The following is a 12,894-nucleotide window of genomic DNA, read 5'->3' on the forward strand; positions in this document are numbered from 1 at the left end:
GATTTCAAGTAAAACCATTGTAGACATATTCAACAAAATACAGCAATTGTTGCATTGCACTAAGGCTTATATATTTCCTGCATGCACATGGTAGAAAAAATAACTTTCCATCGCCAAAAATCGTCGTTAGAATGGGCTTATTGCGTTGCATCATAATTTCAGGAGAAACCATGTCTTCGATCACCGAACAGTTTTCCGCAGCCACGAAATCGCAACTAGAAGCGCAATTCCAGATCTTCAACACCATCGCCAGCGCGGCGGTCGAGAGCGCAGAAAAAGTCATCGCGCTCAACATCAACGCCACCAAGGCTTCGGTAGAAAAATCCTCGGCCGCCGCCAAGCAATGGCTGGCCGTCAAGGACCCGAAAGAACTTTTCGCCTTGGGCGCGCAGCCGACGGGCAGCTTCGACAGCCTGCTGGCCTATGGCCGCGAACTGGCCAGCATCGCCTCCGCCGCCCAGGCCGAGCTGATCAAAAGCGCGCAGAGCAGCTTCAAGCAGGTGAGCGACCTGGCGGCGACCAAGCCGACTGTGCTGGCGCCGTCCGCGCCAACAGCGCCAGCGGCGCCGGCCGCGCCTTCGGCGCAGTCGATTCCTGAGGCGGCGCCGGCGCTGGCCGCAGCGGTCAGCGCGGCGGTCATCGCCGCCAACGAACCGATCGCCACCCCGCCGAAACCGCCAAAAGCCAAACCAGCCGCCGCGCCGATCCCGGAGCAGCAAGAATTCATCGAAGTCAAAGCCCAGGTCAAGCCAAGCTTCCCGGCGCCGCCGCCAAAGCCGATCGCCCTGGCGCCGGAAACCAAGCCTGCCAAATCCGCCCCAAAGCCAAGAAATAAACCAGCTGCCCCCGAACGAAAGGGTCTGACCCGGCACGGGTCAGACCCTAGCCGCAGCGCAGTGCGGGGTGCGCAGCAGCCGTTGGCTTTTACGCCTTTTTTGTGCATGTTGTATCCTAGCGGGCTATACGCTTTTCAAGGCAACATGCATGTCTAAACTCTCCCGGTTGATCGGCGGCTTTGTCTGCCAGCACAGCCGCGCCTATATCGTGTCCGGCATCATGCTGGCCGGCGTCGCTACCCTGAGCGTCTGGGTGCCGCGCAAGGTCGGCGCCATGATCGACGGGCTGGCCAACCATACCCTGTCCGGCAACGCACTGCTGATGCAAATCGGCTCGCTGCTGCTGATCGGCCTGGGCATCTACTTCCTGCGCGTGGCCTGGCGCCAGATTTTGTACGGCGCCGCCTACCAGCTCGGCGTGTCGCTGCGTACCCGCCTCTACACCCGCATGACGCTACAAGGCCCGGCCTTCTACCAGCGCCAGCGCACCGGCGACCTGATGGCGCTGGCCACCAACGATATCGACGCCATCGAAATGGCCGCAGGCGAAGCGATGCTGGCCGGCTTCGACGGCGCCCTGACACTGGTGATGGTGCTGGGGGTGATGCTGCTCGGCGTCGATTGGCGCCTGGCCTGCATCGCGCTGCTGCCGTTCCCGCTGATGGGCTGGGCGTTCTGGTACATCTCCGGCCACATCCACACCGCCTCCACCGATTCGCTCAAGCGCTTCAGCGCGCTGAACGACCATGTACAGGAAACCTTGTCCGGCGTGCGCACCTTGCGCGCGCTCGGCCTGGAACAGCGCAGCGCCGACCAGTTTTCCGAACTGGCCTCCAAGGCCTCCGACGCCAGCCTGCGCGCACAAGTCTGGGAAGCCGCCTACGAACCCGCCGTCGGCCTGACGCTGACCGCTGCCACCGGCCTGACCTTGGGCCTCGGCGGTTATCTGATCTGGCACAACCAGCTGACCATCGGCGCGCTGACCAGCTTCACCATGTACCTAGGCCAGTTGATCTGGCCGATGTTCGCCGCCGGCTGGGTGCTGTCGCTGATCGAGCGTGGTCGCGCCGCCTGGCAGCGACTGCAACCGATGCTGGATGCGCCGCTGGCCATCGACGATCACGGCACGCTGGCCACCGTGCCGGCCGGCCCGCTGTCGCTGCGCGACATCAGCTACGCCTACACCGGCCAGACCGTGCAAGCCATCAGCGACATCACGCTGGAACTGAAGCCCGGTCAGACGCTCGGCCTGGTCGGTCCCACCGGCAGCGGTAAGTCGACGCTGCTGCGCGTGCTGCTGCGCCAGGTCACGCCGCAACACGGCAGCGCGCAATGGAGCGGCAATACGCTCGACGCCTACACGCTGCAGGCGCTGCGCGCCGCCATCAGCTGGGTGCCGCAGGAGTCCTTCCTGTTCTCCGCTTCGATCGCCGACAACATCGCGCTGGCCCGCCCGGACGCCACGCGCGCGCAGATCGAACACGCCGCCGACCTGGCCGCCATCCACGACGACATCCTGTTGTTCGCCGACGGCTACGATACGCAGGTCGGCGAAAAAGGCATCACGCTGTCGGGCGGCCAGCGCCAGCGCGTCGCCATCGCCCGCGCGCTGTTGGCCGACAACGACCTGCTGCTGCTCGACGACGCGCTGTCCGCCGTCGATACCGGCACCGAGACGCGCATCCTCCACCATCTGGAAGAACTGCGCCAGGCGCGCAAGGGCCGCAGCGCCATCATCGCCAGCCACCGTTTGAGCTCCGTGGTCAGCGCCGACCTGATTGTGGTGCTGCGCGATGGCCGCATCAGCGAAACCGGCAGCCACGAACAGCTACTCGCACTGGATGGCTGGTACGCCAGCCAGTGGCGCTATCAACAATTGGAAGCAAGTCTTGATGAAGCCTGAAATGAAGTCTGAAACCGCCAATCCACGCGGCCAGCTGCGCCAGGCGCTGTCCCTGCTGCGCCGCGCCGCCCTGCCCGACCAGCACCATCTCGGCTGGGCAGTCCTGTGGCTGGTCGCCGCCGCGCTGCTGGAAGTAATGGGCCCCATCATGGGCAAGGCGCTGATCGACGAGCACCTGCTACCGCATCACCTGGACTGGCCGCGCATGGCCGCGCTGCTGGCCGGCGTGGTGCTGACCGGCTGGATCGCCAGCGGCCTGCGCTACCTGCAACTGGTGCGACTGTCCGGCCTCGCCATGCGCTCGGTGATGCGGCTGCGGCAGATGGTCTACACCCACGTGCTGCTGCTGCCGATGTCGTTCTTCGACCGCGCCATCACCGGCCAGCTGGTCTCGCGCGTGACCAACGATACCGAGGCGGTGAAGAGTCTCTATATCCAGGTGCTGTTCGTGATGCTCGATTCGACCATCGTGTTGATCGGCACCGTCTGCGCCATGGCCTTCCTCGACTGGCGCCTGATGCTGATCGTGCTGGCGCTGTTGCCGGCGGTGCTGCTGATCGTCTGGCTGTACCAGCGCTGGAGCGCGCCGGCCGTGACCCGCGCCCGCGCGCTGCGCAGCGAGATCAATGGCCAGATGGCCGAATCCATCGGCGGCATGAGCGTGCTCCAGGCCAGCAACGCCGAGGCGCGCTTCGGCCAGCGCTTCGCCAACACCAACCAGGACCACTACACCGCGCGCCTGGCCGAACTGCGCGCCAACGCCTGGCTGCTGCGGCCCGCGCTGGACATGTTCAACATCATCCTGCTGGGCGCCGTGATCTTCATGTTCGGCCAGCGCGAAATGACCGCCACCGAAGTCGGCATCCTGTACGCCTTCATCAGCTACCTGGCGCGCGTGATCGAACCGCTGATCCAGATCACCATGCAGTTCAGCCAATTGCAGCAATCAGTGGTGGCCAGCGCGCGCGTGGCGACGCTGCTGGAAGAAGGCGCGGCACAGGAACACGCCAGCAACCGCGCCAGCGCCGGCCAGGCCGCCGCCAACGACAGCAGCGCGCCGGCCGTCTCGATCAGCCACCTGGACTTCGCCTACAACCCCGGCCAGCCGGTGCTGCACGACCTGTCGCTGGAGATCCCGCAGGGCGATTTCGTCGGCATCGTCGGCCACACCGGCAGCGGCAAATCGACCTTGCTGTCGCTGCTGCTGCGCTTCTATCCGGCGCCGCACGGCAGTATCCTGATGCACGGTGTGCCGCTTGACGATATCGACAATGAACGCTTCCGCGCCGAAGTGGGCCTGGTGCCGCAAGACCCCTTCCTGCTGGCTGCCTCCGCGCGCGAAAACATCGACATGGGCCGCGGCCTGACGCAGCCGCAGATCGAAGCGGCCGCCCGCGCCGCCCACGCGCATGACTTCATTGCGGCGCTGGACCAGGGCTACGACACGCCGCTGGGCGAAGGCGGCTCGCGCCTGTCGGTCGGCCAGAAGCAGCTGATCGCCATCGCCCGCGCGCTGGCCGGCGCGCCGCGCATCCTGCTGCTGGACGAAGCCACCTCGCACATCGATTCGCAAACCGAGCAGATCGTGCAAGTGGCGCTGGATGAACTGCGCGGCAAGGTGACGGTGATCGCCATCGCCCACCGCCTGTCCACCATCCGCGACGCCAACCGCATCATCGTGCTCAATCACGGCCGCATCACGGAAACCGGCCCGCACGAGCAGCTGATGCAGATCGACGGCGGCTTGTATCAACGCCTATACCTTTTGCAGCAACTAGCTGCTTAATGTAGTTGAAAAGCCATTGAAAACTGTGCGATTTTGAGGAAAAATCGCACGCTCAAGGGCGTTCTCGACTGCAACACGCCTATAATTGTCTAGACATTGCGTTGCGTTTTGGGGGCGTCAAGTTGGCTGGATCAAGAAACGGTGGATGGTGGCATAGCAAGCGGCTGGCCGTGGCGGCAGCCATGGCGTTGACGCTGGCGCCGGCGTGGGCGCAAACTCCGGCCACGCTGGACGACCGCATCCTCGACATCCGCGAACAAAGTCGTTTCGTGCCCGACAAGGCGCTGGCGCAACTGCAAAAGCTGCAACCGGAACTGCGCGACGCGCCGCCCCATACCCGCGCCGAATTCCTCACCCAGATGAGCGCCGTGCGCATGCGACTGGGCCAGAACGACAGGGCCATGGAAACGGCCGAGCAGGTCATCACGCTGGGTCAATCGCTGCGCGACAACACCATCATCGCCAAGGGCATGCTGGCCAAGACCTATGTGCTGTTTGCGCAGGCCGACGTCGACGCCGCGCACCGCCTGGCGTTCGATTCCGAGGCGCTGGCGCTAACCACCAGCGACATCGGGCTCAAGGTCCAATCGACCATCACCGCCGGACAATCCTACGCCGAACAGGGCAACTTCCCGGCCGCGCTGCTCAAGCTGCAGCATGCGGTGGACCAGGCGCGTCCGCCGGCCGGCGACGCCATCAGCCTGGTGGCTGCGCTCAATGCGCTGACCAAGCTGCACGTGCAAATGAAGGAATACGAAAACGCCGCCGAAACACTGAAAGAGCTGCTGGCGGAAACCGAAAAACTCGATTCGCCCGGCCGCATGGCGATGGCCAAGAACACCGAGTACGGACTGGCCATCGACTCGGGGCAGCCCAAGCGCGCCTTGCGCGTGCTGGAGGAAAGCCTGGCGCTGGAACGCAAGCTGGGGGCGGAACGCATGGTCGGCATCACGCTGGTCAATCTGTCGGACAACGCCTTGAAGCAGCGCGACTTTGCACGCGCCGCGCAGTACGCGCAGGAGTCGCTGCTGTCGGCGCAAAAGACCGGCGACAAAACCACCGAAGCGACGGCGCGCGTCAACCTGGGCCAGACTTACCTCGGCACCGGGCGGCTGGCCGAAGGCAAGCGGCAGTTCGAAATGGGCCTGGCGCGCATGGAGCAGGAGAACAACAAGCCCGATCTGCAAGCGGCGCTGCGCGAATATGGCGAAGCGCTGGAGCGTGCCGGCGACCTGGCCGGCTCGCTGTCCGCCTATCACCGCGAACGCAATATCTCCAACGAGCTGTTTGAAAAGCGCCGCCAGCAGGCCATGCTGGAACTGCAGGAAAAGTACGAGACCGAGAAGAAGCAGCGCCAGATCGAACTACTGAGCCGCGAGAACCAGGTCAAGGGCGCGGAGATCGACAACCGCCGCCTGCAACAGCGCGTGTGGTGGCTGCTGGCACTGGTGTTTGCGCTGGCGGCGGCGGTGGTCGGCCTGTTGTACCGCAAGGTGCGGCACACCAACGCCCAGCTGGAGGTGAAGAACCTGGAGCTGAAGGCGCAGTCCACGCTCGATCCACTGACGTCGCTGTACAACCGTCGCCACTTCCAGGACTATATGCGCGGCCTGAAAATACAGGAGCGCTCCGACGACGTGGTCGGCGCGCTGTTCCTGCTGGACGTCGACCACTTCAAGCATATCAACGACAACTACGGCCACGCGGCCGGCGATGCGGTGCTGAAGATGATCTCCGAGAATCTGCGCATCGCGCTGCGTGAAACCGACATGATCGTGCGCTGGGGCGGCGAGGAATTCCTCGCCTTCCTGCCGGCGATACCGCGCCATGGCATGGAAGAAGTGGCGCGCCGCATCCTCACCAGCATCTCATCGCAGTCGCTCCAATACGGCGAGCATGAGATCAGCGTGAATGTGTCGGTGGGCTTCTCGCCGTTCCCGCTGATGCCGGACGGCGTGCCGCTGGTGTGGGAACGCGCGGTCAACCTGGTCGACATGGCGCTGTACCTGGCCAAGGCGCACGGCCGCAACCGCGCCTACGGCGTGCGCGGCTTCGAGAACTTCCATCTGACCTCGATGGAGGCGATCGAACGCGATCTGGAACGTGCCTGGCGTGCCGGCTTCGTCGACCTGAGCGTGGTGCTGGGCGGCGATCCGGACACGCACCCGCCTGCCCCGAGCGAGCACCTCAACGTGGTCTCGATCAAGCAGGCCGGGCATAAACACTGACAAACACTGATTACTTCTTGGCCTCGCGCTCGTCGGCGGCGGTCTGCATCTTCTCGCCGGCCCGTTCCAGTTTGCGGCCGGCTTCCTTGGTGGCCTCGTTCAACTTCTCGCTGGCCGTATCGGCCGCCTTGTCGAGTTTCTGGCTGGTGTCCTTGGCGGCGTCGCTCAGTTGCTGATTGGCTTGCTGCGCGGCGTTGTCCAGCTTCTGGCCGGCTTGCTGCGTGGCTTCATCCAGCTTGCGGCCGGCGCGTTCGGCAGGACCGGCTTCGCTCGGATCGTCCTTCTTCTGGCAGCCGCCGAGCAGCGCCAGCGCCGTCAACGTCACCGCTACATAACGGATCATCATCATCGTCTCCTGAAAGAATGAATTCTTGCCAAGAGCATACAACGTCCTACTGCTTCGCAGCGCACGCCTAACCAGAATTGCGGATTGCTATTCGACGATTTTCTTCGGTGGTGGGGGTGGCGTGAAAACGACGTTTTCCGATTCCGGCCCGCCGTCCAGCATCTCGGACTTTTCCAGCCAGTTGCGCAGCTTTTCCATGCGGCGGATCAGGATGCCCTTGCTGCTGATGTAACCCACCTGCTCAAAATTCTCCGGCTTGCTGACCATCTTGGAGACGGTCGGCAGATTCTCCGCCAGCCGCTCAAACGCCTTGCGCGCTTTCTGCTCCCATTTGACCAGGTTCGGCTCGTTGAAGCGGTTGCTTTCGTAATAAATCGTCAAGGTACGATCGTGGTTGCCATAACCGACAATTGCCGCCCCCATCCGCACCGTCTCCAGCACATCGCCCTTGATCGATGCCGTCGGCACAAACAATGCGGCCCGCCCGGTCATATCCGGTCGTTCCAGCGGCAAATCCTGTCCCATTAATACGGTCATCACGCTTCCTGTTGTTATCGCCACGGAGTTGCCGGTAGGCTATTTTTTAATTCTATATCGCTCTTTTCTCTATTACAAGAAGAATGCGTGTCAGCGTGGCATTGCCGACAACTACCTTATAATGCGGGCTGATCCCAATATCGCCTCACCATGACGTCCTCCGCTTCCCCCACCCTGTCCCGTTTCGGCGCCATTCCCGAAGCCGCCGTCGACCAGGCCGCACGCCACCTGCACGACACGCTGACCATCGCCATCGAACACCGCGCACCGCACGCCGCGCTGATCGTCTACGACACCCGCACCGACCTTAATCGCGCGCTGACGGCAGCCTATCGCCGCGCCGCGCCGGACGCCCAGTTCATCGACTTCGACAGCACCGAGCCGGCCGCCACCCTGGCCACCTTCGAGCGCCTGCAAGCCGGCGACCTGGTGGTGCTGGTGCAATCGACCAGCTTCCGCATGGACGCCTACCGCATCCGCATCGAGCTGTTCAAGCGCGGGCTGAAAGTGATCGAGCACGTCCACCTGTCGCGCATGCCGGGCGAACAGGGCCTGCACTACATCAACTCGCTGGCCTACGACCCGGCCTATTACCGCGGCGTCGGCCACGGCCTGAAGGCGCGCATCGACCGCGCGCAACGCGGTGTGGTCGACAGCGGCGACGGCGCGCAGCTGGTGTTTGCCTCGCCGTTTGAAGCAGCCAAGCTGAATATCGGCGACTACAGCGGCATGACCAACGTCGGCGGCCAGTTCCCGCTGGGCGAAGTGTTTACCGAAGCGCAGGATCTGGAAGCGGTCAGCGGCCGCGCTCGCATCTTCGTGTTTGGCGACACCAAATTCCTGGTCAACCGCCCGGCCGCGCCGATTACCATCGTCGTAGAAAAAGGCCGCGTGGTCGGCACCGAAAACAGCACGCCCGAATTCGACGAAATGCTGGCCATCATCCGCGAACACGAAGGCGAAGTGTGGCTGCGCGAACTGGGCTTCGGCATGAACCGCGCCTTCGCGCGCGACCGCATGGTGGACGACATCGGCACCTACGAGCGCATGTGCGGCATCCACCTGTCGCTCGGCGCCAAGCACGGCGTCTATATGAAACCGCAGCTGAAACGCAAGGACGCCCGCTACCACATTGACGTCTTCGCCGTCACCGACGGCGTCTACCTCGACGACCAGCGCGTGTACCAGGACGCCGCCTGGCAGCTCCCCTGACGCCGGACGAAGGGCTGTGCTAATGTTGCGCTGGTCACATTTTTCCAGATAAGGATGTCATGCCCCGCTCACCAGTTTCCAGCCTGCTTCGCACCGCCGCGCTTGCGACGTTGCTGATCGCCCTGCCCGTTGTTCACGCCGCCGATACGCCACCGGCAGCCGACGCCAAAGCCAAATCCGACCTCGAACTGCCGCCGCTGCCGGACGACAAAACCATCCACCAGACCATCCGCCTGAACGGCAAGCCGTTCAATTACGATGCCACGGTCGGCACCATCAAAGTGCGCGACGCCAAAGGCAAAGTGATCGGCGAAGTGGTCTACACCGCCTACACGGTGCCGGGCAGCAGCCCCAACCGGCCGGTCACCTTCGCCTTCAACGGCGGTCCAGGCGCCTCGTCGGTGTACCTGAACCTGGGCGCCATCGGCCCGCGCCGCGTGCAGTTTGGCGCCGCCGGCGATACGCCGTCCGACTCGTCGGAACTGCAGGACAATCCGCACACCTGGCTGGACATGACCGACCTGGTCTTCATCGACCCGATCGGCACCGGGTTCAGCCGCGCGCTGGAAGAACCGGCCAAGGCCAAGGCCGACTTCTACGCCACCGAACCGGACATCAAATACCTGTCGCGCACCGTGTATGACTGGCTGGTCAAGAACGGCCGCCTGCGCTCGCCGAAATTCCTGATGGGCGAATCCTACGGCGGCTACCGCGCGCCGCGCCTGGCCCGCGAGTTGCAAACCCAGCTGGGCGTCGGCATCAAAGGCCTGTTCATGGTCTCGCCGTATCTGGACCCGGCCGCGATTGGCGACGACACCGCGCTGTCGCCGCTGCCATGGATGATCAACCTGCCGTCGATGGCGGCCTCGCACCTGGAAGCGCAGCAACGCCTGACGCCGGAGGCGATGCGCAGCGTGGAAGCCTACACCCGTGGTCAGTTCGCCACCGACCTGCTGGCGGGCCGTTCCGATCCCGGCGCCATCACGCGCCTGGTGGGCAAGGTCAGCGAGCTGACCGGCATCGACGCCGTCACAGTGGGCCGCCTGGACGGCCGCCTCGACATCCAGACCTTCCTGCGCGAACTGCATCGCAACGACCGCAAGATCGGCTCCGTGTACGACGCCAACGTCACCGCCTACGACCCGTTCCCGGCCTCGGCCGAGCGCAAGTCGGGCGACCCGATCCTGAACGCGCTGATCGCCCCGACCACCAGCGCCATGGTCGATTTCATCACGCGTGAAGTCGGCTGGAAAACGGACGCCCAGTACAAGGCGCTGTCGTATGAAGTGAATGCCGCCTGGGACCGTGGCGCCAGCCAGGACAAGCCGGTGAGCGACTTGCGCCAGGCTATGGCCAACGATCCGAAAATGGGCGTGCTGATCGCGCACGGCTACAACGACCTGTCGTGCCCGTACTTCACGTCGTCGCTGATCCTCGATCAGATGCCAGCCGCCATGGCCACCCCGGCGAAACTGGCCGTCTACCCAGGCGGCCACATGTTCTACAGCCGCGATGGTTCGGCACTCTCCTTCAAGCGCGACGCGCAAGCCTTATTCGCGAAGTGAATCACGCTTAACGAGGTGTTATCGACGACGCCTTCGCCTGCGCGAAGGCGTCTTTGCCGACAAGCGCGCCAGCGCTCCTTCCTGTAATGTCGGATCGCGGCCAAACGCTTCGGCGATGAAGTCCATGAACACAGCGGCGCGCCGTGGCAGCAGGCGATGCGCGGAATAAATGATGTTGATCGGTACCGCCGGCGCATAGTGGTCAGCCAACAGCATGCGCACGCTGCCGTCGAGTATCTCGCGCTCGAACATCCATTGCGGCCCGTAGCCGATTCCCAGCCCATCCATGACAGCGCGATGCACGCCATCCAGCGTATTCGAGCGAAAACTACCGCGCACCGGCACTTCGCCCTCACGGAAGCGCCAGCTGATGCCTGAATTCATCAGCGTGTAGACAATGCAGTGATGCTGCTGCAGGTCGCCCGGCGTTTGCGGCGCCGCGCGTCCGGCCAGATACGCGGTACTCGCCACGCAGACCCGCTCCGACATGCCGATGCGGCGCGCGCGCAGCGCACTATCTTCCGGCACGCCAACCCGTATCGCCAGGTCGACGCCATCTTCCACCAGATCGATATAGCGATCGCTCAGTTGCAGGTCCAGTTCCATCTCGGGATAGCGGGCCAGCAGTGCCCCTACATGCGGCAATAGATGCACGCGTCCCAGCACGGTCGAACAACTGACCCGCAACAGGCCGCTCGGCTTGCCCTCCCCGCGTGCATTGGCGTCGGCTTCCTCGGCGGCATCGAGCACCCGGCGCACCTCGACGTAGTAGCGCTCACCCTCCGGGGTTGGCGTCAGCTTGCGGGTGGAGCGGTGCAGCAGCCGCGTGCCCAAATGCTGCTCCAGCGCCGCGATATTGCGGCTGATGTTGGGCTGGCCGGTGCCCAGTTCGCGCGCGACGGCGGAAAAGCTGCCGGTTTCGACGGCGCGGACATAGCAGTGCATCAAAAGAAAGCGGTCCATTAAATCACTCCAAAATACGCCGATTCATGCTTCTGAGGAATGAGCATTATACGGCGGCATTGACTTATCAATTCTGGCCCGGATCTCGATACTGCTGGTCATGGTGCAGCGGAATAGCCGGCTCACCAGCTTTATCAACTCATTAAAGGAGCAACAACATGGGCAAGCTTCAACTGGAAAGCAAAATCGCCGTCATCACGGGCGGCAGCAGCGGCATCGGTCTGGCGACCGCGCAGCGTTTCGTTGCCGAAGGCGCACATGTGTTCATCACCGGCCGCCGTCAGGTCGAGCTGGACAAAGCCGTCGAACTGATCGGTGCCAATGTCACCGCCGTGCAAGGCGACGTCAGCAAGCTGGCCGACCTGGACCGCTTGTACGCCACGGTGAAAGCCAGCAAAGGCCGGGTGGACATCCTGGTGGCCAACTCCGGCATCGTCGATCCGACCGGCATCGACGACGTCACCAGCGAGCACTACGACAAGACCTTCGACATCAACGCCAAAGGCTTGCTGTTCACGGTGCAAAAAGCGCTGCCACTGATGGGCAAAGGCGGCGCCATCGTGCTGACCGCGTCGATCGCCTCGGTCAAGGGCATGCCAGGCTACGGCACCTACAGCGCCAGCAAGGCTGCCGTGCGTTCGTTCGCGCGCACCTGGACCATAGAATTGAAGGAGCGCGGCATCCGCGTCAACACGCTCAGCCCAGGGCCGGTGGATACGCCGATCATCGACAGCCAGGCCAGCGACCAGGCCAGCGCCGATCAGCTACGCAATATGTTCTCGACAATGATCCCACTCGGCCGCATGGGCCGTCCGGAAGAAGTCGCCGCCGCCGCGCTGTTCCTGGCGTCGGATGAGAGCAGCTTCGTCGCCGGCATCGACCTGAGCGTGGACGGCGGCATGGCGCAGGTTTAAGGCTAAGGAAACAGGGTCCGCCTCAGCGGTATGCGGAGAAGGAGAAATTTGGCACGTCCCCGGCCAACAGCTTCTTCTTCCATAAGGCCAGCCACACATCGCCGCTCTTCCAAAAGACGCGGCATTGTTCCAGGTAGGTGAGGACGGCGCTGAACTCGCCCTGCTTAGCCAAGGCCTTGGCGAGTTGCATCGACGGACCGAAGGAATTCAGTTGCGGCGACCCTGGCGTCTCGCCAGCCTGGTGAAGCCGGGTCAACGCCTCGTCGGCTTGGCCGTTGTGCAGCGCGCATAGTCCAAGGGCGGTATGGCCAAAGTGCAGCGCATTCCCATAGTTCCAGTCGTCCGTAAAGTTTGGCGCAATGGCGAGCGCTTTTTCTGCCAGGCTGATGGCAAGGTCGATTTTTCCGAGATGCCACGCGCCCATGGCGCCATGAGGCAATGCGTAAAACAAGTCCAGGTCCGTCGCCGCCCTGTCCACTGTGGCCAGTTCTCCAGGTGCCCGTTCAATCGTAAGCCTGCGTAACGCTTCCATCTGGGCGTCAGTAAGCGGAGTTAGTTCTGAGTCTTCTTCGAAGCTCATAATCACATTACCTTTCCACTGAAT

General features: G+C 63.5%; 11 protein-coding genes. 7 read left to right on the top strand and 4 right to left on the bottom strand.

Going from position 1 to position 12,894, the window contains the following annotated elements:
• Window positions 1-170: 170 nt before the first annotated feature.
• From HH213_RS05310 to HH213_RS05325, 4 genes are all read left to right on the top strand, one after another.
• Window positions 171-992, top strand: coding sequence for a phasin family protein (locus HH213_RS05310; RefSeq protein WP_169111228.1), 822 nt, complete (start codon window positions 171-173; stop codon window positions 990-992).
• A complete protein-coding gene (locus HH213_RS05315; protein WP_169111230.1) occupies window positions 985-2,739 on the top strand; it encodes an ABC transporter transmembrane domain-containing protein in 1,755 nt (584 codons plus the stop codon). The genes HH213_RS05310 and HH213_RS05315 overlap by 8 nt, the downstream gene beginning before the upstream one ends.
• A 1-nt stretch (window position 2,740) precedes the next feature.
• The gene (locus tag HH213_RS05320) at window positions 2,741-4,525 is read left to right on the top strand and encodes an ABC transporter ATP-binding protein (RefSeq protein WP_169111232.1); all 1,785 of its coding nucleotides are present in this window, start codon (window positions 2,741-2,743) and stop codon (window positions 4,523-4,525) included.
• Window positions 4,526-4,647: 122 nt separating this feature from the next.
• On the top strand, window positions 4,648-6,753 hold the full coding sequence (locus HH213_RS05325) for a diguanylate cyclase (RefSeq protein ID WP_308494527.1): 2,106 nt from the start codon (window positions 4,648-4,650) through the stop codon (window positions 6,751-6,753).
• Between the two features lie 10 nt (window positions 6,754-6,763).
• On the opposite strand, the gene HH213_RS05330 is transcribed toward HH213_RS05325, so the two are convergent.
• Window positions 6,764-7,102: an apolipophorin gene (locus tag HH213_RS05330; RefSeq protein ID WP_169111234.1), complete on the bottom strand. Its 339-nt coding sequence runs from the start codon at window positions 7,100-7,102 to the stop codon at window positions 6,764-6,766.
• A gap of 84 nt (window positions 7,103-7,186) precedes the next feature.
• On the bottom strand, window positions 7,187-7,636 hold the full coding sequence (locus tag HH213_RS05335) for a hypothetical protein (RefSeq protein WP_110844924.1): 450 nt from the start codon (window positions 7,634-7,636) through the stop codon (window positions 7,187-7,189).
• A 150-nt stretch (window positions 7,637-7,786) separates the two neighbouring features.
• Between HH213_RS05335 and HH213_RS05340 the strand changes: the two genes are divergently transcribed.
• Together HH213_RS05340 and HH213_RS05345 are read left to right on the top strand one after the other, a co-directional pair.
• On the top strand, window positions 7,787-8,848 hold the full coding sequence (locus HH213_RS05340) for a M29 family metallopeptidase (RefSeq protein WP_169111236.1): 1,062 nt from the start codon (window positions 7,787-7,789) through the stop codon (window positions 8,846-8,848).
• Between the two features lie 59 nt (window positions 8,849-8,907).
• Window positions 8,908-10,413: a S10 family peptidase gene (locus HH213_RS05345; RefSeq protein ID WP_169111238.1), complete on the top strand. Its 1,506-nt coding sequence runs from the start codon at window positions 8,908-8,910 to the stop codon at window positions 10,411-10,413.
• Window positions 10,414-10,431: 18 nt separating this feature from the next.
• Here the strand turns inward: HH213_RS05345 and HH213_RS05350 are convergent, their stop codons facing one another.
• A complete protein-coding gene (locus tag HH213_RS05350; protein WP_169111240.1) occupies window positions 10,432-11,376 on the bottom strand; it encodes a LysR family transcriptional regulator in 945 nt (314 codons plus the stop codon).
• A gap of 158 nt (window positions 11,377-11,534) precedes the next feature.
• Between HH213_RS05350 and HH213_RS05355 the strand changes: the two genes are divergently transcribed.
• Window positions 11,535-12,290 carry an SDR family NAD(P)-dependent oxidoreductase gene (locus HH213_RS05355; protein ID WP_169111242.1) on the top strand — a complete coding sequence of 252 codons (756 nt, stop codon included), beginning with the start codon at window positions 11,535-11,537 and terminating at the stop codon, window positions 12,288-12,290.
• Between the two features lie 22 nt (window positions 12,291-12,312).
• Here the strand turns inward: HH213_RS05355 and HH213_RS05360 are convergent, their stop codons facing one another.
• Window positions 12,313-12,870, bottom strand: coding sequence for a hypothetical protein (locus HH213_RS05360; protein ID WP_169111244.1), 558 nt, complete (start codon window positions 12,868-12,870; stop codon window positions 12,313-12,315).
• Window positions 12,871-12,894: the final 24 nt, after the last annotated feature.

This window comes from Duganella dendranthematis (assembly GCF_012849375.1).
In the GTDB taxonomy this organism is placed as follows: Bacteria; Pseudomonadota; Gammaproteobacteria; order Burkholderiales; family Burkholderiaceae_D; genus Rugamonas; species Rugamonas dendranthematis.

What these genes read in the sequence shown, in the direction of transcription:
- HH213_RS05310 (WP_169111228.1), top strand. Translation starts at nt 171, where the DNA reads ATGTCTTCGATCACCGAACAGTTTTCCGCAGCCACGAAATCGCAACTA.
- HH213_RS05315 (WP_169111230.1), top strand. Translation starts at nt 985, where the DNA reads ATGTCTAAACTCTCCCGGTTGATCGGCGGCTTTGTCTGCCAGCACAGC.
- HH213_RS05320 (WP_169111232.1), top strand. Translation starts at nt 2,741, where the DNA reads ATGAAGTCTGAAACCGCCAATCCACGCGGCCAGCTGCGCCAGGCGCTG.
- HH213_RS05330 (WP_169111234.1), bottom strand. Translation starts at nt 7,102, where the DNA reads ATGATGATGATCCGTTATGTAGCGGTGACGTTGACGGCGCTGGCGCTG.
- HH213_RS05335 (WP_110844924.1), bottom strand. Translation starts at nt 7,636, where the DNA reads ATGACCGTATTAATGGGACAGGATTTGCCGCTGGAACGACCGGATATG.
- HH213_RS05340 (WP_169111236.1), top strand. Translation starts at nt 7,787, where the DNA reads ATGACGTCCTCCGCTTCCCCCACCCTGTCCCGTTTCGGCGCCATTCCC.
- HH213_RS05345 (WP_169111238.1), top strand. Translation starts at nt 8,908, where the DNA reads ATGCCCCGCTCACCAGTTTCCAGCCTGCTTCGCACCGCCGCGCTTGCG.
- HH213_RS05350 (WP_169111240.1), bottom strand. Translation starts at nt 11,376, where the DNA reads ATGGACCGCTTTCTTTTGATGCACTGCTATGTCCGCGCCGTCGAAACC.
- HH213_RS05355 (WP_169111242.1), top strand. Translation starts at nt 11,535, where the DNA reads ATGGGCAAGCTTCAACTGGAAAGCAAAATCGCCGTCATCACGGGCGGC.
- HH213_RS05360 (WP_169111244.1), bottom strand. Translation starts at nt 12,870, where the DNA reads ATGAGCTTCGAAGAAGACTCAGAACTAACTCCGCTTACTGACGCCCAG.